Raw genomic sequence first — 25,522 nt, 5'->3', positions numbered from 1 at the left:
ATCACTCCTCGACAAACTCTAAGTTTAGGTACCGATATAGCAGCATTTTCTTTTTTAGCAAATACTCTTTAGTCTTAAATCCCTTCGTGTCGATCACAACTACCCGGCCGTCCGGGTAAAACACCTCAAAATCAGCCCTGTACTTAATCGGCTTTATCCACTTACCATTTTTATCGTGGTACCCCGGTTGAAGCTCGAACTCTGGTTGTAAGTTAAAGCCTGCAATTTTCCCAGCCGCCTTAAGCATCTTTAGCTCACAGTACTTGTTAGCTTCTTTCTTGCTATCAAAGGTGATGCCATCAACCTCTACCTTACGCGATCCGTACTTTGATTTTTTCAGTTGCGGGAGGCTAATACCTAACTTTCTAGCCTCTTTTCTGCTAATCCGCGTCATTCGTAGTACCCCCTGCTCTGATTCTTGCGCACTACTGACCTAAACGTGGCCGGCACATCCAACCCTTCCCGCTCTCTGATGCGAAAGTAAGTCTCCGCACTATGCAGCAGGTCTGCCATTTCTTCATCCACCCGCTGTCTGCTGCCAAGGCCCAGGCGATACCACACCCAGGCCTTAGCAACCTCAACTGCTTCAGACAATACATGTTTTAACTGTTGAAATGTCCTTTTAGTCGCATATGCTATTTCACCGCTCTAATAAATTTAATAACGTCATCAACACCGTTGAAAGCGTATCCCATTTTTGTATAACTAATCGCTTTGCTGACTAAATTAGATTTGTACACTTCAACATCAGATTTGATCTTCACCCCGTATTTTTCCTGATAGCAATCAGCGCAAAGCCAGGGCGAGGAATTACTTATCGCTGCATTGGTGTCATCGAAGTACCGATAAGCTTTACAACTGCATATTGGCCTACCGCATCTTTCACACTTACCGTTGAATTTTCTTGGCTTTGATTTAACTGCCCGCAGCTGCCTATGTGGTTTTTGCATTATTTGTCACCACCCCATGCTCCGCCGGTTCTATGCCTTATCATCCCCTGGCGTCTCAGATGCATGATTAACAGCGCAACCTCATCCACTGCATCGTCCCGCGTCTTTATACCATTCTTGGCAGGCCTGACTTGGAGTGCAATGTCTTCGATACTGACGCCTTCATTCCAAAGCTCTATGACTTGCTCGATCTCCCAGTGGTACCAGCTAAAGTCCAAGTCATAGAGGGCAATCTTTAACTCTTCTTTGGGGCGCAGCTTTAAGCTATCTTTTGCGGCCATTGCACTTCCTCCGGTGCTCCTTTTGTATAGCCCTCGGTCACCACGTCCCAGTACCGATCCACTACCACCTTGCCGTGCTCGTCCACCGCATAGATAGGATTGGCGAACTGTTCAGCATGGGTTATGTGCTTTTTGCCCTTTCTTTGAGCATTAACTTTCTTTGCCATAGACACTCACCTGCTTAAGTTTATTTATTTTGCACCAGCGGTACCCACACCACTGGCACCGCTAATAATCCAGCCTAACGGCCGGTAACGTCTGCACTGACCGTTTACCGCACCTTGGGCAACACTGAACAGTCAGCGCTAGTTTCCCGGCTATGCTTAAAGCTAACTGGCAATCCATGCGGTTAGCCTGCTATCTTAGGCCGGTACTCTGTACACCACTCACCCAAAGCACTTACAATTACCATCACCGGTGTCTTTGGGAACTGCGTTTTAAGGTGTCTGGCTATCTCAGGTGTTGTCATCCGCTCTAGTACTGCAGCATTTTTATTGCAGTATTCAATTACAGCCTGTTTCACACTCAACCCCCTAATTGATACTTGGCAACGCTTTTACAACCGAGCTAATTAATTGCCGAACATCACTTGGTATTTGGGCCATTTCCCTCTCCCTAGCCGAATGTGTCTCGTAGGCCTTGCGGAACTGTGCACGAATAATGTCCGGTTCCTCACTGGTGCATATATCTTTCCAGCCGATAAAGCGCACAACCTGGGCCACCGTAGGCGATAAGCTTTCTAAAGCCTCAACCTCCCGATAGTAGCCATAGCGGCTAATGGCCGTAACAACCTCACCCCATGCTTCTGCAGCCGTAGGCATAGCCGGTTGGGTAATCTCTACTGCAGCCGCACGTATCTCGGCAACGGTCGGAAAAAACTTAGCTGTAGCCAGCACTTTCATGAGTGCATTTTCTGCAACGTGGTAAGGCATATCCGCCAACATCTTTTCCCAGAGTGCTGCCGTTGGTCTCATGTCACGTTCCTGCATGTTCGGGAAGTTTGCTGTAGCCCACTGTAGTAAGACTTTAATCTCAGATTTGGTCATTAATAATCCTCCTCTGCCCAATCTTCAAGACTTGCATAAGCCTTGGGTACTTTACTAGCAAAACCATTTTTGGTATCTTTGCCGCTTTTGTTTGTTGTACTGGTTTTTGTCTTGCGCTCCTTAAACTGCTTGTCCCGTTCCTGAATATCCCTGATAGTAAGCAGATTATTTTTACTCCAGTCTAATAAAATAGCGTCAATGTACCCGAATTTTAGCTTTCCCATCATCACAGCACGTTTCAGTGCCTCAAGTATTAACTCATCGGATAACTGATCCTGATTTAACCAGTACATAATGCGATCTACTTCTATCGGTGACAACGGACGAGAAAATTCTTTTTCGAAGATTGCTAAAATCTGAAAATCTTCGCGCGCGTTATTGTCATTATTATTATTATTTATGTTTTGTTTTAGTTTACGTTTATATAATGTTCCCCTCTCGTTGCCCCCGCTGTGTTCCATTCGTTGCCCCTTCTGTTGCCCTTCCTGTTGTACCGTTTGTTGTCCCTTCTGTTGCCCCTTTTGAACAAACGGAATTAATATATATTTACCTGCCTGATTTACTCGGCCTGATTTTTTGTATTGAATCCTGCCAGCCTGGATAAGCAGTTGCCGAGCTCTATCAAACTCTTTTCTGCTAATTCCAGCCTTGATTTGTAGCAAACCGTTTGGAACAGTAAATTCCTGCCGCCACCCAGTCTTATTACAAATGGCCATCAATTCATACCATAATGCAATTGCACTGGCAGGAAGCTGGTTTACTTCCTTCCATTCGGTAAAAGCTAAAATCTCTGTCAGGTAATTCATAATTACACCTCAGTCTGCTAATAATTAAGGTTGTTCTGGGATTATGACTAAAACATCACGCCTGCCCCACTGCAGGGCCTCTTCCCTGGTGTCCATATAAATATCAATTATGTTGCCTTTGATCGCTCCACCGGTGTCCTCTGCTATCATCCACCCAAAACCTTCGACCCATACATGTGAGCCAAGGGGTATTACCTCTGGATCTACAGCAATGGTTCTTCCGGCCACCGGCCAGGTCTCTGTATATGTCATGCTGCCAGTGTGGCAATAGGCTGTGGCTTCCATCGTTAAAGTTTGTACTCGTTCAGATCCCCGCGATGGTTCTGTTGCTTGTGGTACCGGCGGGCCCTGCTCTGTATATTGTGGTTGGCTCTGGGTGTATAAAACAGCAAAGATAGTGATAACTAGGGTCAGTATTAACCTAGTCACTTAACTAACCTCCGCGATAGCTTTTAGTATTGGGTATACCTGTTGCGGTACTACTGCATTGCCTAGGCATTTAATTCGGTCCACCCAATCGGGAAACCCATAATCGCTTCGTAAATTGCTGGGTAAGGCTTCTTGACACCGTATAGTTTGAACAAGGCGTCTTTCAGCTTCACCCCATGCCGGATACCTTTGTTGTTCATCCTTGACCAACAACCGTTGTTTAATTCCGCATTTTTTACTGGTGCGCCCTCTGTATCTGCCACTCTTGGACGTGGCAACGATGAAAACTCGTTTCCCCTCAAAAGGCGCCCCATAGTTACATGCTGGTGATAAGATAATTGTTGTTTCGTAGTTTTCGCTTTCCAAAGATTGTTTGATTTCGCTGATTCGCTTTCCGTCATCAATAGAGAGTAGCCCTGCAACATTTTCAGCAAGCACCCAAGAGGGCTGTAACATTCTGATAACTCCGAGCATCTCTGGCCACAAATAGCGGTCATCTTCTTTTCCTTTTCTCCGACCGGCAACGCTAAATGGCTGGCACGGGAACCCCCCCGTAATAAGGTCAACTGTTCGCAATCCTGTTTTTCCATAAAAACTCTCCTTTGTGACCGTTCTAATATCCCTCCACCTCGGCACATCGGGCCAGTGTTTTTCTAATACCTTAGTTGGATAGTCAGCAAATTCAACTTGTCCAACTGTTTCAAACCCTGCCCATTCTGCTGCTAAATCTATACCACCGATACCTGTAAATAAACTGAGGTGCGTTAGCATTAAATCACCCGCTTTTTCTTATGTGTACAATTTTCAAAGTACTTACACCCACCGCAGTTATGATCCAGTAACCGCACTGGAGACCAGCAGGTGCCCGGCGGCGGTGTTAATAGCTCGTTAGTTGCCTTTGCCTTATACTGCCTAGCATAGCTTGGGTGGCTATACATTTCCCTTCACCCGCTCAAACTCAATCACCCATACCCAAGGGTTAGCATCCCAGCTATAACCTTGCTTTGCGTAGATGCTGTCCCAAGTTTCAACAAAATGATACCCGCAAGGATAAAAAGTATCGCTTAAAAGATCAAAACTATCCCGAAACCCTTCTACCCGAGCATCTCCTTCCGTTATGTCCTGCAACCGCTCTACTCTGACGTTTGTCACTCTCAAAAACAGTCGCGCCACCTTGCGGGGCATATGGATGCTTGGGCGCCAATACAACCCTGTGTCACCAAATAACTCCTTTGCCTCTCTGTCGGTATAATCAGCTCGGTAGTAAATATCGTCAGGTGTTAAATCATCAATACACCAAGTTTCCCGCACCCAGAGGATATCGCCAACTTGGCAAGGGAGTTTAAAAAACTTCTCTCCCGGTCCTTCACTTTCACAATATCCACGTCCAGAGATATGTCCGCCAGGTGTAAAAAACGAAAATCCGAAGCTATCTATCCACCCTGGTGGTTGTGGTTTCATGATCCGCCTAGTCTGTGTCTTGCGCCCGCCCAATATAGCCCGAACCATATCGGTGTTAAAAAGCATCGGTATCTCTTTAACCATACGCTCGCACCACCTGCCAAACAAAGTACACTACAACCACCGCCAGCACCCCATAGGAACCCACTTTTGCCGATAGCTTGTCCTCACCTTCCAACCACGTCTGCAACCTGTTAAGTGGTTTCCACACCCGCCGACGCTGTTTTGCTTCCTGCTGATGCGGACGGTACTGCAAGTAATATACATTGCCCTGTTGAGTTACTTCCGGCCTAGCATCCTCTACTCTAGCTGGCTGCATTGCCGCCACCATCTTTCGATAAAACCATTTTTCGTCTAGTAACACGATGTCTTAGGTGTAACTCACCATTCGGTGGTCTCTTTATAACTAACCATTCATTTGGTCTCAGTCCGTACCTGAGCAAAAGTTTCTTTTCTTCCAAATTAGGACCACTTGCCATGAAACTCCCTCCTCTTGTAACTTTATCCGACGAGTTATCATGTTCTAGTCTATTATTTCACGCTATATTTCAATAAAAATTCCACCACATGCACATTTATCGTTGGTAGGAGCAACGATAAAATTACCGCAATTAACACATTTATGAGTAGGTTTCATTTTTCTGTATGTTACCCAATAAGATTTACACTCATCACACAATGCATTTCCAATATCTCGATTTCATTCTCAATTGCATCCAATTCCTTATTTAACGGCGTTAGTTTCTTAGTTAATTCGTTGATTTTCGAATCAATATCTTTTAAGTTCAATTTTATCCACCCCTTCGCAACGGTGAGATGTTACTCACCGGCCACAAACACCACCTTGCCAGTAAGCTCTTGTATTTCACGCTTAAACCGTTCCGCATCACTATTTCCATCACTCAAGTGCAATAACCATATTTCCTGTACTTTGCTTAGGTCATTGGCTTTTAGAAACTCTTTAACGTTGTCCAAACTAAAATGGCTGTTTAATAATCTGTTTTTTAGCGTTAGCGGAACTGTGCCACTATCTACGTTTGCTCTGAGAATATCTAGTGAATAGTTGCATTCGATAGCAATAACGTTTAATCCAACAAATTTATATCTTAAGTAATAAGTGTCCGTAGCAAATAAAAGTTTCTCGCCTGCTGAGTTTGCTAAGAGAAAGCAAAGTGGTTCTGGGGCATCGTGTTGCGATTCAAGAGGCAACACTGTCCAACTTCCGACTTTAAATTGTTTTTTACTTTCCACCGCATGAACTCGGTGTCCGGATAATCCCAGGGCATCTATTGTGCCCTGGGATGTATACACGTCTATCCCGGCCTTAATTATGTCCTTGGCTGCTTTACAATGGTCATTGTGGCTGTGGGTAAGTAAGGCAAAAGATATTTCTGATAGTCCAAAACCGAGCTCTCTCTTTATCTCCTTAATTGGCAGGCCCATTTCAATCAAAAGCTTTGTTTTCCCATCATCAACCGTATACATATTAGCCTTGCTACTGCTTGCATATGGAGTGAAGTTGATCATTTGCTAACACCAGTACCTTTTTGTACAGGGGTATTAAAAGCCTCATCTATGCTCCACCCTCTCAACAACCTACCGCGCAACGTTTCGGCATTTATTCCTAGTTCATCAGCCCATTGCTGTATTATTTTTGTTTTGCCTTTGTACGTAATATATCTGCAGCACCTTCGATTTTTAGATTGCTCACTTTTTGTAACCCACGTACAGTTACCTGGATTATATCCAACGCTGTTGTCAATGCGTTCGATTGTTAGGTTTTGGCGATATCCATTCGTCAATGCCCACTTTTGAAATGTTTCAAAATCCAGCCATTCATCACAAACAGAAATACCAATCGCACCGTAATTCTTGTAGCTTTTGCTGTTTTTATTTCGGCATCGAGATAACATGCCTGCCCATATACCATGCAGTCTAGTATTACTGCTTCCATGGGTTATTCTAACTTTGGCAGAAACAGTTTTTAGATTACATCCGCAACTTTTTGTGTGGCCGCTTCTAAGATACTCAAGCCTTACTGTTGTTTCATTGCCACAATCGCATTTACACAAAACCATACGGTGTTTATATTTAGACCACTGATATGGCGATGTTTCCTTTATAACAGTAAGCTTTCCATATCTATCACCATGTGCTACTTCTATTCGCCGTTTACCCATAACTAAAACCCTGGTCCCTCTTTAGAATCAAACATCCCTTGCTGTTCTTCACTATTGCTTTGAACATTTGCTTTTTTATCAGGTGTCGATTCATTTTCATCAGTACTTTCGATATCAATGGTTTCACTGTTGGCGTTTTCTCGTATCTCTTGCTCAGTTCTAACCTCATAACTGTTAGTATCTAATTCAATGGTATCTACGATTTCCTCTGCAGTGTGCATGCCCATTGCCAGCTCCGGTGCATATGCTCTGATAAACCAACTAGCAGCCCGATACATTAGCATTTGCTGGGGCATGGTCTGCCACTTACTACCGTTTTTACCGTACCAGCCTTCTTTTTTGGCCATGCCGATAGTTATCACAGAACCTTCCAGCTTTTCACCTGTTGCTTTTTCAATAGCCCAAGCTTTGCAACCATATTCATCTGTTTCTTGCTTGCCAACCCACTCGTACCGCAATGCCGAGAAACGTCCCGAAGTATTAAATGTAGAGATTAAAAACTGACTAGACCAACCCGGACGGCCATGAACGATGTACAGGTTCTGCATAACCATCAACGGATCTGCGCCCATCCTACTTGCCATATTCAGCGCTATCACGCAGTTAGGGAGGTTCCCCTGGTACTCCTTCGGTACCAACGAAGATTTTGAAAGTAGTGTCGCTGCCCTTTGTGCAAGCTCAAAACTTTGTAGATTACTAAATCCAGGGATTATCTCAGCTTTTGAGGTTTCCGTCAGCTTGTTGGTTTCACTCATTTAAACTGCCTCCTTCATGGCGGTTTTATATTCTACGCGAAGTTTCTTGTCCGCCTCACTTACTATCAAGTTAATAACCTGTCCTTTGGTCTCAATAAGCTTAGTCACAGCCTCAGCATTATCGATAAATATTGGAGCTGTGAAGTTGTAATGGGCTGACAGCGTGTTTATAATATCGAGCCCCACATTTATGCGGGCCGCATTGTTTAAGCTTGAGTACGGTACCCCTTGATACATAGTTTCGCAACATTCAACTACACCACCATTAATCTGTGTTTCAAAGAGTTTAAATCTGGCAAGCTTAAAGCAATTGTTGATCTTTTCTTCCAGCAGGCTAACTTTTGAACGGATAAACTGTTCTGTGAGGTATAGTTCCTGCTCTAACCGTTCAAACTCACTGGCCAGCGCCCGTTCTTGTTCCTTCAATTCCTCAATCCGCTTATTACCCTGTTCGTGCTGTTTAACCTTGGCAATCGATTCTTCAATAGCGGCAATAGCATCATCTATCACTTTTATTTCCTGCTTAACCTTGGAAATAGCTTCAGTGTTATCTTCCTGCAGAGTTGTAATAGCTTGTTCTAAAGTTTCCTTCTGTTGTATCTTTTCAGCATAAGCTGGGGTTTCTTCGATATTTTTAATACTAGCTAGCAGTGCATCTATTTCTTTCTGCAGGTCGCTCACCAGCTTCTCGGTGTTTGCAATATCTGTGGTAACCGTGTCAATTTTTTTGTCTAACTCAGTTACTTCTTTTTGTAGCTCCACTATGCGAGCATTATTCTTTTTACCATCAGCCGAAATAGCCTCCAGCTCGGTCGCTTTATCCAAGTTAAACTTAGCCAGTGCTTTCTCGCGTGCTGCATCCAGTTTTTCTTGTGGCAATGATTGGCCACAGGTGGGGCAGGTATCGCTCTGCTCAAACTCAAACTTCCGTTCATTAACAACAAACCAGTAGTCACGAGACCTAGCATTCTCGTCCTCTAACCGAGCAATGTCTGCCAAACAATTTTCTTTTTGTCTTGCCAGCCTGCTAATTGCATTATTAAATTCATAAATCTGCCCTTTCAAGGTGCTAAGCTTACGCTGCTTTTCTCCCAATATTTCATCCACTTGGGACCGGTGTTGGTTTTTTAATTGAACCAGTTCTGATTCAACCACCCGTAGTTGCAGGCGCTTTTCTGCAATTTCTCCACCTGATTCAATGCGGGAGAGCTCTTGTTCTTTTTGTTGCCGTTCAGCTCTAAGTTTTTCCATGTCATCTACTAGCGCCTCAGGAATTATAGTGCTTATGTCCGGTAAGTTCCGCTGAACTTCATCGATGCGTACCGGTATGCGTTCCAGTTCCTTATTTATTTCAGCCCTGCGAGCTACTATAACCTTGCGATGGTCTTCTAGCTTCCGGCCTTGGAGGATTCCCGGGAGTTCTGCCAGGGACTTGTCGCTGGCGATAACATCAGCATCTGATACATCCCCGCAAACTTCCAGGAGGATTTTACGGCGTTCCTGCCAATGTAGTTGGGTATTAAAATAGGATGGGTTAGTGAGTAGTTTAAAAATGTCCTCGTTAGCAATCTCAGCCACCTTATCAACGAATTCTTTCTTGGTTCCCGTTGGCACCCCATCGATGTAATAATCTGTGGTGTGTCCAGCGAATTCACGTGTTGCAGAACCGCGCTTTTTAGTCCATTTTTCAGCGTAGACCTTACGAAGGGTTAACTGCTTGCCATTGATATCAAATATTGCTTCAACCTCATGGTCCAAACCATGATATGGTTGGCCGCTATCATCCAATGTTTTGATATCGAAGTCTTTTTTATTCTGACTATCTTTGTCAAACAGCAGCCATAAGAAAGCGTCAAATAAAGTTGTTTTACCGGTAGCATTGTCACCAAAAACGTCAACGTTGCCGCCCTGTGTATCTAAAACAAAGTGTCTTATACCCTTGAAATTATTAAGCACCAGTTGTAATAGTTTCAATTTCACAAACCTCCTTGCAGGCCCGATGTTGATTTTGACTTAACAAAAGATCCCCCGAAGCTTTAGCGGATTAACGGGCCTGCCCTAGTTTTAATTAGCCGTCCGAACCCCCAGCCGGCTAAGAATCAATCAATACGTCTTGCTCCGATGGCTTTTGCTATACAATCCACACGTTTACAAAATGGCTTTCCATTAATTGTGTAGTGCTGTTCTTCAGCTAAATCATTGCCACATATAAAGCAAGTTGTTCTCGCTTCTTCAAGCTTGGCTGCTTTAGCCAAGCACTCTGGGTCATCGCAAAAAAACATGCCGACATACTTATATCTATCACTACATGGGTAGATATCTCTCTTGCAAACTGCACAAATATAAATCGGTCGGATATCTTCCGCATTAACTGCCATTGTTAACACCACCTCGTTTATGGTATAATTCCGTTAAGCAAATTTGTATGCAGCTTGTCTCTCCGCCACGAGAGCAGGCTGTTTTTCTTTTTGTTCTAAGTGATATCCACGTTCAATGACCTTACGTTTATGTGCTCTTACCCTTTCCTCTAGCGCTGCTAACCCTCTTAATCTTGCATATTTAATCTTTATCTCTAAACAAAGTTGCTCTACATCTAAAACCTCATTAAATAACCGATCGAATTTTTCTACCTCATGGCCTGTCATTAGCCGGTTATTTAAAACCATCCGACACATTGCTTGCAGTGCATCAATCATTTCTTCTTGTTCCTCAACAGCTTTAAAGCAGAAAGCCGGAAATGTATTATCAATATTATTTAATGGTGCTGGGTAAAGTCGTTTACCTATATCGCTTTCGTGCGTAAAATGCTCAAATGGCATTGATGCAGCAACTGGTCCAAATATGTATGCCATTTTTAATACCTTGTCATCTGGCAATATCGATTCGTACTTAAGATACCGCTGAAGTTGCCTTGCTGAAACGCCAAGATCAACAGCAGTCCCCTCAATAGTATTATTGCTTAGTTTCATGTAATGTTGGTAGTCAACATCCATGTATTACCCCTCCCTTTGGCGACATATTTGCAGTAAAATATGGGCAAAAAGTGACATGGTAATTATGCAGTTTTAACAGTAGAATTAAGTTGAATACATAAATTGTTGTAATCATGCTTTAAGCAATCTAGCTCAACCCTGATGTTATATAGATCCCTCAGTGCCTCATCAATTTGGCGCTTTGCATTTTTAGACCCCAACAAGTTGTTAATAAAACTAATCTTTGCAGTTAACTTACCCTTTGTTTCTTCAATCCGTTTCGCCAATGCGTTAAGATCATCCACTCACACACCACCTTCCAACCCGGTTTACTTAGCGCCGGTGGCCGGGAACTTGTCCCTCCCTTCTCTAATCAAACATGATGTTATCTCTGACCGACATTGTTTTGTGTTCACCATAGTAATATTTTTCTAAAATGTGAATAGCATCAACCATGGCTTTACACTCCAGATATGAAGGGCAGTCAGATAACTTTTTGTATTCTCCTGACCTCCACTCTTCACGAAGATAGTCCATAGATATTTCGAGGAACGTTTTTATACCGTCAATAACGTGATCCATGTTTCACCCCCTAGCCCACTTCTTTTTGAGCCGCCCTTTCGCTTGGCGTTGGCATTGCTTTGACAATCCGTAGTGCCTTAACCTCACGCTCTCTGTCAGGCTCAAATGTTTCGGAATAAGAAATACCTTTAGGCCACTTGATGCCTTTTTCATCTAGCATCGCTTTGAGTTGTTCAATGCGAGCGGCATCCATTTTGTATCACCCCCCTTAACCCGTGGTACCGGTGCCTAATGTTTCATCCGGTTGCAAACCTCCAGGGATTCCCCCATAAGATGGTCAAGACCTTTGCTTTACCCTATAATCTAATTACAGGCTCTGCCAAAGCTGAGTATATTAGGAAGGGGGATTGTCATGAAGCGTATTTACGCTAACTTACTAGGTGTTTGGACTGACATTACCGACACTGGCACGGTTGCTGACCACCAAAAACCATCTATTTATTTTGAAGAAAATCTAACGTATGAAGGTAATTCAAAAGTTGCAAAGTGTTTTGAATATGACTACATTCATGTTCAGCATGGTGGCAAAGATTACAGAATACATCCGTCCATGATACAGATTGTTGAAATTTAACATTTGAATTCAATTTCGATCTTTCTTTTCAATGATTCGGTGTCATTCAGCACCAATCTGTTTGACATCGAATCAAACTCCTTATCAACTGCTATTTTGAGCCTACTCCATTCCGCCGGCTTCATCCCTAACACCAAGGATACGAATTGCTCTATCTTTTCATTGGTCACTCCATTCACCTCCCTTAACCAGTGCCGGTTGGTTTTTGCAAGCTCCGAATAACGGAATCCGTTAGTTTGTTATCAAAAAAAACTGCTGGCTTTACCCCTAGAACTTCTGCTATTACCTTTAATCGTTCAACGTCTAAACTAGTCCCTGCTATTATATGCCTATATCCCTGCAACGAAAGACCAAGTTTGCCTGCAACATAGGTCTTTGTAATGCCTTTAGCAACTCTTAATTTTTCAATATTTTGACGTACATCATTCATTAGTCTCACCTCACTCGAACTAACGTAATCCGTTAAACATATTATACTAACGTGTTCCGTTAGTGTCAACTGTTTTATTATAAAATTCTCAATTTCCGTTAGTCAACTATCATATTTCGTTAGTAATTGGTATTATTTTGTCAGAGGTGCTAATTATGGATATTGGTTTTAGGATAAAAACTCTCAGAAAAGAAAAAGGGCTCACTCAAACAGAACTAGCAAAACAAGTAAATGTGTCGGCACAAGTGATCTCTAATTGGGAGAGAGGATATACCGGCATAGATCATGATGATATACAAAGATTAGCAGACGTCCTTAATACAACCGCCGATTATCTTTTGGGGCGCACTGATAACTCATCAAGAAAATTAAGCGCTATTAAAAAAGAATTGGAACTATTAGACATAGTCGAAAATGATGGACTAAAGTTACTGGCCGGCGGACGACCAATTACGCCTAAACAACGCTTAGATTTAATCCGAGCGTTGGACAACCCCAATTTATTACATGTTCCAAAAATGTCAACCATACCCATCCTAGGCCAAATCAAAATGGGTATCCCACTGCTAGCAGAAGAAAATTACTATGGTGAATTAGAGATCCCTTCCGACATACACGCAGACTTTGCACTGGAGGCCCATGGAGACAGCATGATCGGTGTTGGCCTACTGGATGGCGATTACGCAATCTGTCGCCAACAGTCAACCGCATATTCTGGCGATATTGTTGTGGCCCTACATGATTCTGGTGGGTTTTCTGAGGCAACACTTAAGTATTATTTCAATAGCAAAGAACGTCCGATACTTAGAGCTGCCAACCCAAATTTCGAAGACATCCCATTGGATACAAACTGGCGCATTGCCGGGGTGCTAATAGCTATCATTAGGAAAGAAGCCCCTGCTTATAAGATATACAACGATTATTTGGTAGCTAGGGATATCAATATGGATAAGTGGCAGCCGGTAATTGAGCGAGCTTTTCAGTTGGGGATTAAACCAGAACAGTTAATTAATATGTTAGAGACTATGTATCAGGTGATGAAAGTTAAATAAATTATTGACAGCATTAGATAACAGCAACGTAAAACCACCCAAACACTGGGTGGTTTTGGTGTATGTAAGACAAACGACAAAATGCAACAGCTTTTTACTAAGTACGCAGTGGTATTAACTAGTTTTAAGGAGGGTCTATGAGTAGAAGAAGAAACGTAGCTGGGCTTAGAAATAAAAGAAGGAACAATATTTTAGTTGGACACGAAGAAAAAGTAACGCAAAAAGATTTTAAGTTAGTCAAAGAAAGAATTATTGCCAATAGCAAGGAAACCGAATGGGAAGAAGCCCGCAGAGAATGGGAATTAACCGAGATAATATTAGAGGGAGATTATGATAAATTTGAACGTTTTACAGATAAATGTGAATTATGTAATCAACCTGGACTAAAAACGAATTTTGTAATATCAAATATCGGTACTGGCAAGGTTTTTCTTGTCGGCAGTTCTTGTATTAAGAAATTCCTTTTACTTAAAGGTGCAGAAACGCAAGAGCAAAGCGCCGCTATATTTGATAATGAAGTCAAACAAATTATGGCAAGCAGAAAGTTACAGGAGTTGCTACCAAATATCTTATCTGAGCCTACAAATTATGAAGCATTAACTTTTAGGAAACATAGCAAAATTATTTTGGAAACCCTTGAAAACATTTTGATTAAACCTACGTTATGGAAAAAGTACCTAAAATTATTATTCGGCCCTATTACTCCACCACCCAAAGATTTGGATCAGATAAGAAACATTCTGTTTCAGCCAAGCAAGGTACGCTATAAAAAAGTTACCGATCTATCAACTGGAGAAGAAGAGGGTCGTTGGGCTAATAAACTTAAGACCAAAACTAAAGTTGAAACTACTTTGGTACGTTCAAAGGAGGATCGTCCAGATAAGCGTTATTAATTTCGCCAACCCAAAGCTTAATCTTAGCACCTGTCTTTTTCCTTAATAAAGTTATAAAACCACCAACTCTACCAATCACCCACAATTCAGAGCAATGGGGACACCGATGATATTGCTCTTGTGAGGGATCTGCACTCCAAATAAAATCTTTTGAACAAACGCAGGTCACTCTTATAAACGAGTCAAAATTTGATAACTCAAAATGCTCATGATAGTATGCATACATCTATAATACCCCCCAAATCCTTATAATACATGATACTATTACGCTTATTATACACATATTAACCACAACGTCATTAATATTAAATTGATTTGTTTAAATTACTATAAGCAAAAATCCCGGGCTGCCCACCCCGGGATAAAATTCTGCCGCAAGTTTGGCGGAGGATACTAATGACAAATTATCAAGCGTTGATGCTAATGATAACATTCAGTTTACTCGTGGTGCAGCTGATGAAGTAATAGGCTCACCGCAGATATAATAGCTAGTATATGCACTCTATTCATAATATATGCTATTTCAGTATATAGGGTTTATAATTCAGCCAAAATTTTGCGGGTTGTTTCAATCTGGCAGGGGTCCATTTGCCCGTGGATTAGTAGGTCTCTGGCAACAGAGATACAACCAGCTCCAAAGTCCTTGAGTGCTTGCGGTCCTTAAAAGCGAGAATCAACCCCGAATTATTTGGTGTAAATTTTGATAACTAACAGGAAATTTCAGTGTCAGCGTAGTATAAGTTTAATATCATTAGCATTAGATGTCATTATATAACTCCAAGCCAAAGGGTATGACTCTTTTAAAGCAAGGAGGTCTTTAATAATGATGCTTTTATGTGGTAATGCATATTCTAGAAACGGACCGTAATAAGAGTTAACCCGCGAAACAGGGCTGAGGGAAATGGGCAATCCCTTTGGTCCTGTTTCTTCTTTAAAACCTATTTAAATCCCGCCAACTGCACTCCTCTTATATTACTCTCCTACAATTAACATCACCATGCAGGAATATAGGCAAATGTTGTCTAATACCATGTAAGTAGAACGTTTGTTCTGTAATTCATCTTAGGCAGGTGTCCCCATATGCGTGTAGCTATTTACTGCCGTGTGTCCTCAGAGGATCAACAGGAACGCGGCACTATAGAAAACCAAATAGAATTTGCAAAAAAATACTGTGATCTTCATCAACTAGATATTGTAGAGTGGTTCAAGGATGACGGTATTACCGGCACCCTCCCCCTTGAAATGCGCCCAGAAGGTAAAAGGGCACTCGAAGATGCTAAAGCTAAAAAGTTTGACCTACTCCTAATCTATAAAATTGACCGCTTGGGTCGTTCGGCCAGGGTAATTCTTAATGCAGTTTATGACTTGGAACAGCACGGTATTAAAATCCGTAGCATGACCGAGCCATTCGACACAGGTGATCCTAATGGTCGCTTTCTTCTTACCATTCTGGCCGGTGTTGCAGACCTAGAGCGCGAAAATATATTAAGTCGCATGTGGCACGGGGCTAACAGAGCTGCCAAGGCCGGCAAATGGCTTGGCGGCATTGTGCCCTATGGATATCTAGTTAATGATGACGGGTATCTAGAAGTAAACAACAACCCGCTTCCTGGGTTAAACATGAGCGAAGCTGATGTGATTAAGCTCATTTTTAAACTAGTTGCTGAGCAAGGCTACTCAACCATCAAAGTTGCTGACTACCTTAACTCACTCAGCATCCCTACCCACTACGCAAAAGATGACCGTAAAATGCAGCGTGGCAAAAGAAAGGTAAACACCTCCGGCATCTGGCGGCCAAATAAGGTACAACGGATTTTGAAAAACACTACTTATAAAGGCATACACTACTACGGAAAACGTTCGGACAAAGTCAGGGAACTGATCCCCCGTGAAATGCCGGCAATTGTCGATGAAGAAGCATGGGATAAAGCTCAGCAAGTGCTACACGGTAACATGTTAGAAGCAACCCGGAACTCTAAGCGGCAGTATTTACTTCGCAGACTAATCAAGTGTGGTGAATGTGGACTAACATACCATGGCACCGCTTACAAGGGCCCTGGGGGTAAATTGAAGGCCTACTATGTTTGCGGTGGTAAAAATGCTTATGCCGGTCCCCTGAATGGTAAATGTAAGTCAAAAAACATCCCTAAAGACTGGATTGAAGAAATCACATGGCAAACATGCGTCAACTTTATACTTAACCCCGGAGATGCTATCAAAGAATTGCAGGATAATATAGAAGAACAGAAATCTCACAAAGCAGAAATTGAAACCGAAATGCAGCTAATAAGCAGATCTATAAAAGACAAAGAGACCGAAAAGCAAAGCATCCTCGATCTCTACAGAAAGAAAGTTATTAATATTGGTGATGTTACTAACCAGCTAAATAAAATCGAGAAAGAAACTCTATCACTTGAGCAACATATAAAAGAGCTTGAACAAAAACTAACCCAAGATAAAAATTACACTACACAATTTGAAACAGCCGAAGAAATGCTGATGGATTTAAAAGAAAGGATCAAGGGCGAGCCATCATTTGATGATAAACGCTCGGTGGTCCGAACGTTAGTCAAGGAAATAACAGTTAACACCAAAATCGATCCCAACACCGGTAGAGCATATGCAAATGTTTCTACCACGTTTAGTTTTTCTAAGTTGGTTCCTGAACCCCTGTCCGTGCGGTTATTACGGAGATAAATCCAAAGAATGCTCCTGCAGTCCGGTGCAGATTCAGCGTTACCTGCGCCGATTGTCTGGACCACTTTTGGACCGCATTGATATGCACGTTGAGATAACCAGAGTGGAGTTTAGTGATTTAGAAAAAGCAGAACCTGGCGAAGCATCGGCTCTGATCAAAGAGCGGGTTGAAAAGGCCCGGGCTATACAACGTCAACGTTTCGCCAATAGTAAACCCACCGTCACCTGCAACGCGCAAATGCCCGCCTCCTTAGTGAGAAAACACTGCCGGGCCACCAGCGAAGCTAAGGCTCTGCTAAAAACAGCCTTTAAACAACTAAATCTATCTGCCCGCAGCCACGATAAATTGTTAAAAGTGGCCCGCACCATTGCTGATTTAGCCGGCAGCGACAGCATCGAAGCCTCTCACATGGCAGAAGCATTGCAATATCGCAGTTTGGAAAATATGTGGTGATATTTGCGGGACAAGAAAACATGGTGTCCGATGGCCGAAAAAGATAAACTCAACAGAAACTTTTCAAGCAATTTACAAACCAGTAGATCGTAACCAGTAAGCAATTAATCACATAACATATAAGAACAATGTCTTCATTGCACCAATAAGTGCAGCTTTTAAGGAGGTCGTTATGAAAATGTTGTTCCGTCAAAAATCTCCCCGTGTCCCTTCTTCATGTCCCAGTGGTTTTGCCAATCGCTACACCGTTAAAGCCGGAGATACCATGTGGTTGATTGCTGAGCATTATGATGTCGTCCCCCAAGACTTAATCGACGCCAATAAGCATATTCAAGACCCAAGTGTCATTTTCCCGGGTGACGTATTATGTATTCCCGAATTACCACCGAAACCCGAACCAGTGAAATTACCTAGTTGTACCCTGCTAAAACCCAAAGAAAAACGTGTTTCCACAGATGCCCTAGGCAGCGCTATGATCAGAACATTAGCTGACATTAGGCCCGGTCGTACCGCCATCAGCATTGTGGCCCATGGACTGCCTAAACCTTCTGTCTATGGTGCTTTCAATGGCTATGAAGCTCTTACATCCATTCCCAGTAATATTGCTTGGCGGTGGATATTGTATCCTTCTATGGAACCATTAACCACCTGGGCCGGCACTTTTGCTGAAATTAGCGCATCATTAACCCCCGACACTGTCATCGAGGTGCGTCCGGTCAATACCATCACTAAGCAAACGGGCAGCGCAATATTATCTGGATCGTTGGACTGTGATTAAATTATTTTTAAAATACGCAGGCACTCTGTCACCTAACAGAGTGCCTTTTGTTCTATCTAATATTTAACCGAAGAAAGTTAACACTGACATCAACTGTGCGGTTTCCACCGGTTTGGGAGTCACCAACAGCGTAACCAACGCCAACGTCGCTGCCACAACAGCATAAACAACAATCCCACCGTGATGAATATTTTTCACTAATCTTTATTCTCCTTTTTATTTAATATAGTAACTATGTACACATTATAAGTACACTTATACTAAATCTTAAACAAATCATTTACTGTCTAATTAATACAATTATAATATATTTAACCTGATAAAACAAGACCTTAACCCTTAATTTGAATATTTGCCACTTTTTCTATATAATGAAAACATCTTGAAATGTTAGGAGATGATTGCTTTGATTCTAGAACAATTGAAGGCCAAAATGATAGAATCTATGAAAAGCAAAGATAAATTCACCACCACCGTGGTGCGAATGGCCATTAATAATATGCAACTTAAGGCCAAGGAATTGGGTCAGCCGTTAACCGAAGCCGAGGAAATTGATGTACTGGTCAAAGAAGTAAAACAGCGTCGCGATGCCATCCCCACCTTTGGTGACCGGCAGGATTTAATCGATCAATACCAAAGGGAAATAGAAATTTTGGAAAAATACCTGCCTGCTCAAATGTCCGACGATGAACTGGAACAATTAGTTAAGGAAAAGTGTCAGCAGTTGGGATGCAGCGAACCCAAGGACATGGGCAAGTTAATGAAAGAAATTATGCCTTTGGTTAAGGGCAAGGCCGACGGCAACAAAGTTAAGGACTGCGTAACCAAAATACTTAAGGGTTAAAGAAAATAATACCCCCTGCCAGGGCGGGGGGTATTTTGTATGTATTATCTCAATGTAGCATTCTGCGGGCAATAATGCTAAAGGTATTACCATCGTGGCTACCTTTTACTTCGTGGGAAAAACCATTCTCTTCCAACAACTCAATAATGGCAACGGCTTCATGGGCATCTGCTGCCTCCATAGTAATGGTAAGTTCATCTGTATAGCCGATTTCTTCTATCCTTTCTTGTAACCTCCGGATATCAAATTCATCCACTTCGGACTGCATGTGCATTGTCAGTTCCATATTTACGCATACCCTCCCTCTTTTCTTACAGTTTATCCAACATTGTTGTTGGATATAAGGCAACAAAGTACTAAAAGAAAAGGGAAAGTACCAAAAGGTGACCCCTACCTTCTGGCACTTTGTGAGAGGGATAATGCAAAGCTGTTGTCTATAAGCTTTGTACCACTTAAACAAATTCTCCCCTGTGGATCATATCCTTCACTTGGTTGACATCCTTGTCCCCGCGTCCCGATAAGTTTACAATAATAATCTGGTCCGGAGTTAATGCTTTTGCCAGTTTGATAGCGTAGGCCACCGCATGGGCACTTTCAATGGCAGGAATAATGCCTTCGGTTTTGGATAGTTGCATAAAAGCTGCCAGCGCTTCTTGGTCAGTAATGGCTTCATATTTAGCTCTGCCGCTTGCGCTGTAATAACTGTGTTCGGGGCCAACCCCAGGGTAATCGAGTCCTGCCGCAACAGAATATACTGGTAATGGTTCATTATTTTCATCCTGTAACGTATAACACTTAAATCCGTGAATAATCCCCACCGTACCCTTATTAATACTGGCCGCATGGTCGTCGGTGTCTAACCCTTTACCTGCCGGCTCAACGCCAATCATCTTTACCGAACTGTCCTGGTAAAATGGATGGAACAGGCCGATGGCATTGCTTCCCCCACCAACACAGGCTATCAGGTAATCGGGTAGTCTACCCTCCATTTCTAGAATCTGCTCTCGGGCCTCCCGACCGATAACACTTTGAAATTCACGCACCATGGTGGGATAAGGATGGGGGCCAACGGCGGAACCCAACAAATAAAAAGTATCTTTGTAATTTAACATATAGTCATTTAGCGCCTCATCCACCGCATCTTTTAATGTACCAGTACCTGAAGTAACTGGCTGTACCTGGGCTCCCAATAGTTCCATGCGGAATACATTCAATTCCTGTCTCTTAATATCAACTTCACCCATGTAAATAACACACTCCAGGCCAAAAAGGGCACATGCGGTGGCCGTTGCCACTCCATGTTGTCCCGCGCCTGTTTCCGCAATAATTCTTTTTTTACCCATCTTTTTGGCCAGCAGTATCTGACCGAGGGCGTTGTTAATTTTGTGAGCACCGGTGTGGTTTAAATCTTCTCTCTTTAGGTAAATTTTACCTCCACCCACCTGTTCGGTTAACCTTGCTGCTAAATAGAGTGGGCTGCACCGCCCTACATATTGTTTGAAATAATAATTCAGTTCGTTCAGAAACTCTTGATTTTGAATGTACTTGTAAAAATGTTCTTCCAACTCTGCCAGCGGTGCCACTAACTGATCAGGTACAAATCTGCCACCAAATTCACCAAAATAACCACCATTGTTAATCATAACCATACTCCCCCTTAAATTTTATTTTTGTGATTATTTGTGTATGATATTAGAGTAGTTTCACGGCCTGCTAAAACAAAAAACCTCTCATCCCATGTAAGGGACAAGAGGTAATCTCCTGCGGTACCACCCAAATTGGCATATTACTATGCCCACCTTAAACCATGTACTATCATACACGTCCAATTGATAACGGATAGGATTTCCGGCGATGCCTACTAAATATTTTCGGACCGCACTCATGAGCCCATTCACCATAAATATCCCTGCCGCATTCCCACCAGCCAGCGACTCTCTGGAGTTTTCAATTTATAGCTACTCTTCTCAATCTTCGCTTTGTCTGTATTTATTTTTTAAGTTATTCCAGAGTTTAACACAATCTAAATATATAATCAAGATGTATTTTTATTGTTAAGCAATCTCATTTTTGAAGTTTAGTTAAGGGTCTATAGATCTTTCTTGGCAAATTTAGAAACAGCCAATCCCACACAGGCCACTAAATACAAACAAGCATAGACAATCATGGCATTGCTGGGTGGTATTCCTACCCCCATTGGCCCAGTTAAAGATGATAAGGGATTAGCTTCACTGTTGGTTAACACACTTATTAGTTTTCTAAACAAGGCGTCACTGGGCATAACTAAGCTGGTTACAATGCCGGTGTTAATTAACGCTGTTTTGTTAATCAGAGCGCCAATTTGTTCCATAAAGCCGCCAACAATGCTTAGACCATAGAATGCAAAGGTGATGATACCCGCTGCCATAGTTCTAAAGCTGGTGGAAAACACTAAGGCCAAACCCAATAATACTAGCGGCTGTAAAACAAAGATAAAAACGCCATAAAAAAAATTAGCCGGTGTTAAAAGGGTGAGCGCGATGTCATTAAAGATCCAATTTAATAACAACAACATGATAAACAACACCAAAGAATAGGCTGTCAGCATTAGCCCATAGCCTAAAAACTTGCCCAGCACAATGTCCCGTCGCCTAATGGGTTTAGATACAATGGCATGTAGCAAACCACTTTCCACCTCTGACGCAATGGAACCGACACTGACCATCAACGCCAACAACGACAGCATAAATGAAGATAAATATAATCCCAAACCCAATAATTGATTGCCAACAATTTGCTGTACAGCCAACTGTGCCCCAAGGACAGCGTTTATCTCTGCCATTTCTTTATCAGTAAAATGCAGACCTAAACCATATAGCAACAGAAAGGCCAGTGTCAAAATAATGGTGACAAAAAAGATTTTCTTTTTTCCCGCTTCCATAAAGGTTAATCTAGCAATGTTAAGCACGGCACTACCTTCCTTCTGCTGAGCCATCGGTGTTGTTGACATACTGTAAAAAGATTTTCTCTAAAGAATCCATCATCGGCGTCACTTCATAAATTTGCCAGCCATTCTTAGCCAAACTACTGACTACCCGGGGGATAACCTGCTCGGAAGTTAAAGACAAAATTATTTGTTGTTTATCGGCGGTAATTTGATCTTGGGATATTAGCGTCACCTCTGATTTTAGGCTTTCCAACAACTGATTTAGGGGCGCTTGATTGCCAACAATTATTTTTGCCCGACATCCTTGGGATAACATTTCTCGCCAATCACCTTGAAAGATCAATCTACCCGCTTTAATAATGGCTATTTGGTCGCATACCGTTTCCAATTCACTTAACAGGTGGCTGTTAATAAACACAGTTTTTCCCTGTTGTTTTAAAGTTTCCATCAAGTCGCGCACCGCTTTTCTACCAATGGGGTCCAACGCCGATGTGGGTTCATCCAAAAAAATTATCTCCGGGTTGTTAACCAAGGCACAACCCAAACCCACCCGCTGTTGCATACCTTTACTGTAACTGCCCACCCGCTTATTACCATGGCCGGTTAGCCCCACCATCTGTAACACTTGAGGTACTCTGCGATTCAGTTGATCTTTAGACAGGCCGTACAAAGAACCATGAAAACGTAACAAGTCCTCCCCGGTGAGCCAGTCGTGATAACTAAAATTCTCAGGCAAAAAACCAATTCTTTGGCGCATTGACAGATCATTTAGCGGTTGATTTAAAATTTTTCCTTCACCCGAGGTGGGATGCAGTAGTCCCACCAACATTTTCACCAACGTGCTTTTGCCGGCACCATTTGGTCCCAGCAAGCCAAAAACAGAGCCCCTAGGGACTGCCAGGGAAATATCCCGACAGCCCCCATGGCCTTGATAGGTCTTAGTCAGTCCTTTTGTCTCAATTGCTAGCAACATCATCTCTCCAATATTTAGTAAATTGACTGAGCAACTTTGATCATGCTATCCCGATCCAACTCACCACTGATTTGATAAATAACACCGTTATCTACCCACATCAAATTACTAAAGCCGCCGTGGGGACTACTGGTAAATATTCCTTGATGACCATCAATGGTCACCACTTCGGAAGCTTCAGCTTCTGGTATAACCATGGTGTGTTGCCAATCCTCAATGGCCGCCAACTGGGTACGCAAATCTTCCGGCAGTATTGGCAGATCCAACAGTGCCGCCCGCAACTCATTGGGGTTTACCCCATCGGGAACTCTAACCTCGGGGCTATTAGACTGATAAAAGCTAAAAAACTTGTTATCCTTATTTTGGTAATTCATTTGCACACCATCGGGGGTTTTGATGGTAAATGCCTGGCCTGATAAAGTATCAGGCAACAGTGTTTTAGCGCCTAGGCTTTTTAACATGGCGTTAACCGGTTCGACATTCAGCTTAAATTCCGCTGTGTTTTCCCGCATTACATTAACCTGTTCATCCAGGGTAAAGTTATTTGGTATAAATTTCGGTTCTTTTAGGTCGAAATTCACGGTGTTCTTGGCTTCTGCCAATGTTAATGTTTGTAATTCATTGGTGTTTAAAAACTGTACTTCACCAAATTGCTGCAAGTCCACCTGACCCACTTTAGCCTCTATGTCCCTAGCCATTTGGTTTAACTCCGCTGGGTTTATTTTTACCGTTTCAATCTTTTGCACTCTAAAAATTGATAATAAATCTGCCACTGCATCTTGTACCGGCGTCAAGGTTAGTGATCCTGCCAGTACTGCCACCGAAGCTGCCACCGCAACCCATTTTTTAATACCTTTGGTCATCCAAAAATCTCTCCCTTTAGTTATCTGTGTTTGATTTTCTTTAGTATTGTCATCATCTAAAATTAACCCTTGATACTGGGCCAACTTATCCTCAGACCACATGGCCAGATCGGAAATTTCCGTCAATATTTGTTGGCATTTGGGACAACCTTCAGCATGCTGCTCCAATGTAACTTTTTCTGTTGACGATACTTCATCATCTATATATGCCTGCCAAGTACCTCTATCTGGACACTGCATCCAGCCACCCCCTAATTATTAGTGATACGTTGATATTCCTGTTTAAAACGTTCCCTCGCCCTGGCTAAAACTGTGCCCACCGAAGTTTTATTTATATCCACAGCGGCAGCAATATCATGGTATTTGTAACCAGAAAATTTCATCAACAGCACCATGCGGTCCCGGGGTTGAAGTTGTTGCAATGCCTGACGAATTAATTGCAACTCAACCTTATCCAGCACAGTGTCTTCGGCCGATGGTGCTACCAAGTTGTTATCGCAATAATTAGGTAAGCTACTCACCTTTTCTTCCCGGCGGCGCCGATTGCCTTCACCCCGCATGTAGTTGTAACATAAATTGTTGGTCACTCTACCCAGCCAAGCCGATGGATTATTTACCGCCGTTATGCCTATATTATGCAAGCGTAAAAATGCTTCTTGCACCACATCCTCAGCGGCAGCCCGTTCACCCAACATAAAAACAGCTTGCCGCACCAGTTTGGCATAAAGTTGTTGATAAATTTGTTGAAAGGAACTTTCCATTTTTTCACCACAAATCGGAACGGCTTCGATGGTTAAAGCCGGTGTATTAGCGCTAATATTAACCCCCCCTCACCGTTTCATAATATAGACACCGGCGAAGGTTAAAACATGACAGGTCTTTTAAAATTTTTTAAATCTAAAAGACCAGCATCGGTTATTTTTTGATACTGGTCTTTTAGATTTATTATTTACCTATAATATATGACAACCCAATGTTTTTTCTGCTTCCTTAAGGGCAAATTGATGGGCCGCTGCATCAAAGGAGGCCACGCCGTCGCGGTAGATATTCACTTTATAGGCTAGATTTCTAGCATCGGCCGCGGTATATAACACACAAATATTGGTGCATACTCCCACCAGGAAAATTTCCTGCACTCCCTTTTCCCGGAGGTACAGATCCAGTTCGGTGCCAAAAAAGGCACTATAACGTCTTTTCTGGATAATCTTATCGCCCTTTTCAACTGCCAACTGAGCAATTATGTTGCCCCCTTCGGTATCGGCAATACAGTGGGGAGGAAACATGTCAAACTCTTTATCGTCTGGTTGATGGTGGTCGCAAATAAATATAATGGGATGCCCCTGTTTCCTAAACTCTTGTATTTTATCTTGAATAAAGCCAACAATATTTTCGCCCGCTGGTCCGGTACACAGCGCACCATCTTGATCGATAAAATCCTTTAACATATCAATTACCACTAAAGCTTGCATATCCTACCCGCCTTTCTGAATTTGTGGTATCACAGCACTCTTTAAACTGGTCCTTACAATTGGACATATTATAATATAATAAACAAAATAAAACCACCATCCAAAAT

39 protein-coding genes and 1 other annotated feature are annotated in these 25,522 nt (G+C 42.4%); of the genes, 7 read left to right on the top strand and 32 right to left on the bottom strand.

Annotated features, from left to right (window positions below; translation table 11 throughout):
* Position 1: 1 nt before the first annotated feature.
* The 22 genes from V6C27_02845 to V6C27_02740 form a co-directional block, all read right to left on the bottom strand.
* Entirely contained in the window at positions 2–394 is a 393-nt protein-coding gene (locus tag V6C27_02845) for a DUF1064 domain-containing protein (GenBank protein MEG6615368.1), read from the bottom strand.
* Complete coding sequence (locus V6C27_02840) at positions 391–594, bottom strand: hypothetical protein (protein MEG6615367.1); 204 nt, start codon at positions 592–594, stop codon at positions 391–393. The genes V6C27_02845 and V6C27_02840 overlap by 4 nt, the downstream gene beginning before the upstream one ends.
* Positions 595–635: 41 nt before the next feature.
* Positions 636–950: a hypothetical protein gene (locus V6C27_02835; protein ID MEG6615366.1), complete on the bottom strand. Its 315-nt coding sequence runs from the start codon at positions 948–950 to the stop codon at positions 636–638.
* The gene (locus V6C27_02830) at positions 950–1,231 is read right to left on the bottom strand and encodes a hypothetical protein (GenBank protein ID MEG6615365.1); all 282 of its coding nucleotides are present in this window, start codon (positions 1,229–1,231) and stop codon (positions 950–952) included. Before V6C27_02830 ends, V6C27_02835 begins: the two co-directional genes overlap by 1 nt.
* A complete protein-coding gene (locus V6C27_02825) occupies positions 1,210–1,398 on the bottom strand; it encodes a hypothetical protein (protein ID MEG6615364.1) in 189 nt (62 codons plus the stop codon). Before V6C27_02825 ends, V6C27_02830 begins: the two co-directional genes overlap by 22 nt.
* Before the next feature lie 182 nt (positions 1,399–1,580).
* Positions 1,581–1,754: a hypothetical protein gene (locus V6C27_02820; protein ID MEG6615363.1), complete on the bottom strand. Its 174-nt coding sequence runs from the start codon at positions 1,752–1,754 to the stop codon at positions 1,581–1,583.
* Positions 1,755–1,764: 10 nt separating this feature from the next.
* Positions 1,765–2,277, bottom strand: a complete 513-nt coding sequence (locus tag V6C27_02815; GenBank protein ID MEG6615362.1) for a replicative helicase loader/inhibitor — start codon at positions 2,275–2,277, stop codon at positions 1,765–1,767.
* The gene (locus V6C27_02810; protein ID MEG6615361.1) at positions 2,277–3,083 is read right to left on the bottom strand and encodes a DnaD domain protein; all 807 of its coding nucleotides are present in this window, start codon (positions 3,081–3,083) and stop codon (positions 2,277–2,279) included. The genes V6C27_02815 and V6C27_02810 overlap by 1 nt, the downstream gene beginning before the upstream one ends.
* 24 nt (positions 3,084–3,107) lie before the next feature.
* Positions 3,108–3,512, bottom strand: a complete 405-nt coding sequence (locus tag V6C27_02805) for a 3D domain-containing protein (GenBank protein MEG6615360.1) — start codon at positions 3,510–3,512, stop codon at positions 3,108–3,110.
* Complete coding sequence (dcm, locus tag V6C27_02800; GenBank protein ID MEG6615359.1) at positions 3,513–4,283, bottom strand: DNA (cytosine-5-)-methyltransferase; 771 nt, start codon at positions 4,281–4,283, stop codon at positions 3,513–3,515.
* A 159-nt stretch (positions 4,284–4,442) separates the two neighbouring features.
* Complete coding sequence (locus V6C27_02795) at positions 4,443–4,973, bottom strand: hypothetical protein (protein ID MEG6615358.1); 531 nt, start codon at positions 4,971–4,973, stop codon at positions 4,443–4,445.
* Positions 4,974–5,049: 76 nt separating this feature from the next.
* Positions 5,050–5,292, bottom strand: coding sequence for a hypothetical protein (locus V6C27_02790; protein MEG6615357.1), 243 nt, complete (start codon positions 5,290–5,292; stop codon positions 5,050–5,052).
* Positions 5,279–5,452: a hypothetical protein gene (locus tag V6C27_02785; GenBank protein ID MEG6615356.1), complete on the bottom strand. Its 174-nt coding sequence runs from the start codon at positions 5,450–5,452 to the stop codon at positions 5,279–5,281. The genes V6C27_02790 and V6C27_02785 overlap by 14 nt, the downstream gene beginning before the upstream one ends.
* 340 nt (positions 5,453–5,792) lie before the next feature.
* Positions 5,793–6,500 carry an MBL fold metallo-hydrolase gene (locus V6C27_02780; protein ID MEG6615355.1) on the bottom strand — a complete coding sequence of 236 codons (708 nt, stop codon included), beginning with the start codon at positions 6,498–6,500 and terminating at the stop codon, positions 5,793–5,795.
* A complete protein-coding gene (locus V6C27_02775; protein MEG6615354.1) occupies positions 6,497–7,153 on the bottom strand; it encodes a hypothetical protein in 657 nt (218 codons plus the stop codon). The genes V6C27_02780 and V6C27_02775 overlap by 4 nt, the downstream gene beginning before the upstream one ends.
* A gap of 2 nt (positions 7,154–7,155) precedes the next feature.
* Entirely contained in the window at positions 7,156–7,737 is a 582-nt protein-coding gene (locus V6C27_02770) for a hypothetical protein (protein ID MEG6615353.1), read from the bottom strand.
* A 171-nt stretch (positions 7,738–7,908) separates the two neighbouring features.
* Entirely contained in the window at positions 7,909–9,882 is a 1,974-nt protein-coding gene (locus V6C27_02765) for an AAA family ATPase (GenBank protein ID MEG6615352.1), read from the bottom strand.
* Between the two features lie 125 nt (positions 9,883–10,007).
* On the bottom strand, positions 10,008–10,286 hold the full coding sequence (locus V6C27_02760) for a hypothetical protein (protein ID MEG6615351.1): 279 nt from the start codon (positions 10,284–10,286) through the stop codon (positions 10,008–10,010).
* A 33-nt stretch (positions 10,287–10,319) separates the two neighbouring features.
* The gene (locus V6C27_02755) at positions 10,320–10,901 is read right to left on the bottom strand and encodes a hypothetical protein (GenBank protein MEG6615350.1); all 582 of its coding nucleotides are present in this window, start codon (positions 10,899–10,901) and stop codon (positions 10,320–10,322) included.
* Between the two features lie 62 nt (positions 10,902–10,963).
* Positions 10,964–11,185, bottom strand: a complete 222-nt coding sequence (locus tag V6C27_02750) for a hypothetical protein (GenBank protein ID MEG6615349.1) — start codon at positions 11,183–11,185, stop codon at positions 10,964–10,966.
* A 64-nt stretch (positions 11,186–11,249) separates the two neighbouring features.
* Positions 11,250–11,462, bottom strand: a complete 213-nt coding sequence (locus V6C27_02745) for a hypothetical protein (GenBank protein ID MEG6615348.1) — start codon at positions 11,460–11,462, stop codon at positions 11,250–11,252.
* Positions 11,463–11,472: 10 nt separating this feature from the next.
* On the bottom strand, positions 11,473–11,655 hold the full coding sequence (locus tag V6C27_02740) for a hypothetical protein (protein ID MEG6615347.1): 183 nt from the start codon (positions 11,653–11,655) through the stop codon (positions 11,473–11,475).
* Positions 11,656–11,814: 159 nt separating this feature from the next.
* Between V6C27_02740 and V6C27_02735 the strand changes: the two genes are divergently transcribed.
* The gene (locus V6C27_02735; protein ID MEG6615346.1) at positions 11,815–12,036 is read left to right on the top strand and encodes a hypothetical protein; all 222 of its coding nucleotides are present in this window, start codon (positions 11,815–11,817) and stop codon (positions 12,034–12,036) included.
* Here V6C27_02735 and V6C27_02730 read toward each other — a convergent pair.
* Complete coding sequence (locus V6C27_02730; protein MEG6615345.1) at positions 12,033–12,215, bottom strand: hypothetical protein; 183 nt, start codon at positions 12,213–12,215, stop codon at positions 12,033–12,035. The two genes, V6C27_02735 and V6C27_02730, sit on opposite strands and share 4 nt — an antisense overlap.
* Positions 12,216–12,220: 5 nt before the next feature.
* A complete protein-coding gene (locus V6C27_02725; protein MEG6615344.1) occupies positions 12,221–12,466 on the bottom strand; it encodes a helix-turn-helix transcriptional regulator in 246 nt (81 codons plus the stop codon).
* Between the two features lie 155 nt (positions 12,467–12,621).
* Here V6C27_02725 and V6C27_02720 point away from each other — a divergent pair, with 155 nt between their 5' ends.
* The 5 genes from V6C27_02720 to V6C27_02700 all read left to right on the top strand — a co-directional run bounded on the left by V6C27_02720 (position 12,622) and on the right by V6C27_02700 (position 18,340).
* Positions 12,622–13,518 carry a S24 family peptidase gene (locus V6C27_02720; protein MEG6615343.1) on the top strand — a complete coding sequence of 299 codons (897 nt, stop codon included), beginning with the start codon at positions 12,622–12,624 and terminating at the stop codon, positions 13,516–13,518.
* A 137-nt stretch (positions 13,519–13,655) separates the two neighbouring features.
* On the top strand, positions 13,656–14,411 hold the full coding sequence (locus V6C27_02715; GenBank protein ID MEG6615342.1) for a hypothetical protein: 756 nt from the start codon (positions 13,656–13,658) through the stop codon (positions 14,409–14,411).
* A gap of 1,080 nt (positions 14,412–15,491) precedes the next feature.
* Positions 15,492–17,108 carry a recombinase family protein gene (locus V6C27_02710; GenBank protein MEG6615341.1) on the top strand — a complete coding sequence of 539 codons (1,617 nt, stop codon included), beginning with the start codon at positions 15,492–15,494 and terminating at the stop codon, positions 17,106–17,108.
* Positions 17,032–17,562: an ATP-binding protein gene (locus tag V6C27_02705; GenBank protein MEG6615340.1), complete on the top strand. Its 531-nt coding sequence runs from the start codon at positions 17,032–17,034 to the stop codon at positions 17,560–17,562. The genes V6C27_02710 and V6C27_02705 overlap by 77 nt, the downstream gene beginning before the upstream one ends.
* A gap of 172 nt (positions 17,563–17,734) precedes the next feature.
* Positions 17,735–18,340, top strand: a complete 606-nt coding sequence (locus V6C27_02700; protein MEG6615339.1) for a LysM peptidoglycan-binding domain-containing protein — start codon at positions 17,735–17,737, stop codon at positions 18,338–18,340.
* Between the two features lie 63 nt (positions 18,341–18,403).
* On the opposite strand, the gene V6C27_02695 is transcribed toward V6C27_02700, so the two are convergent.
* Positions 18,404–18,538, bottom strand: a complete 135-nt coding sequence (locus tag V6C27_02695) for a hypothetical protein (GenBank protein ID MEG6615338.1) — start codon at positions 18,536–18,538, stop codon at positions 18,404–18,406.
* Between the two features lie 208 nt (positions 18,539–18,746).
* On the opposite strand from V6C27_02695, the gene V6C27_02690 reads away from it, so the two are divergent.
* A complete protein-coding gene (locus tag V6C27_02690) occupies positions 18,747–19,184 on the top strand; it encodes a GatB/YqeY domain-containing protein (GenBank protein ID MEG6615337.1) in 438 nt (145 codons plus the stop codon).
* Between the two features lie 49 nt (positions 19,185–19,233).
* On the opposite strand, the gene V6C27_02685 is transcribed toward V6C27_02690, so the two are convergent.
* The 7 genes from V6C27_02685 to V6C27_02655 all read right to left on the bottom strand — a co-directional run bounded on the left by V6C27_02685 (position 19,234) and on the right by V6C27_02655 (position 25,415).
* Positions 19,234–19,470: a hypothetical protein gene (locus V6C27_02685; protein MEG6615336.1), complete on the bottom strand. Its 237-nt coding sequence runs from the start codon at positions 19,468–19,470 to the stop codon at positions 19,234–19,236.
* 166 nt (positions 19,471–19,636) lie between these two features.
* A complete protein-coding gene (gene trpB / locus V6C27_02680; GenBank protein ID MEG6615335.1) occupies positions 19,637–20,827 on the bottom strand; it encodes a tryptophan synthase subunit beta in 1,191 nt (396 codons plus the stop codon).
* A gap of 96 nt (positions 20,828–20,923) precedes the next feature.
* Positions 20,924–21,168, bottom strand: a binding site (T-box leader).
* A gap of 105 nt (positions 21,169–21,273) precedes the next feature.
* Complete coding sequence (locus V6C27_02675; protein MEG6615334.1) at positions 21,274–22,173, bottom strand: ABC transporter permease subunit; 900 nt, start codon at positions 22,171–22,173, stop codon at positions 21,274–21,276.
* A complete protein-coding gene (locus V6C27_02670; GenBank protein MEG6615333.1) occupies positions 22,136–23,083 on the bottom strand; it encodes an ABC transporter ATP-binding protein in 948 nt (315 codons plus the stop codon). The genes V6C27_02675 and V6C27_02670 overlap by 38 nt, the downstream gene beginning before the upstream one ends.
* A gap of 14 nt (positions 23,084–23,097) precedes the next feature.
* A complete protein-coding gene (locus tag V6C27_02665) occupies positions 23,098–24,186 on the bottom strand; it encodes a DUF4367 domain-containing protein (GenBank protein MEG6615332.1) in 1,089 nt (362 codons plus the stop codon).
* 11 nt (positions 24,187–24,197) lie between these two features.
* Entirely contained in the window at positions 24,198–24,707 is a 510-nt protein-coding gene (locus V6C27_02660) for a sigma-70 family RNA polymerase sigma factor (GenBank protein MEG6615331.1), read from the bottom strand.
* Between the two features lie 192 nt (positions 24,708–24,899).
* The gene (locus V6C27_02655; protein MEG6615330.1) at positions 24,900–25,415 is read right to left on the bottom strand and encodes an isochorismatase family cysteine hydrolase; all 516 of its coding nucleotides are present in this window, start codon (positions 25,413–25,415) and stop codon (positions 24,900–24,902) included.
* Positions 25,416–25,522: the final 107 nt, after the last annotated feature.

The organism is Peptococcaceae bacterium 1198_IL3148 (assembly GCA_036763105.1).
In the GTDB taxonomy this organism is placed as follows: domain Bacteria; phylum Bacillota; class Desulfotomaculia; order Desulfotomaculales; family Desulfohalotomaculaceae; genus JBAIYS01.
The sequence above is the reverse complement of the archived record's forward strand: the minus strand, read 5'-3'. Positions and strand labels throughout refer to the sequence as shown.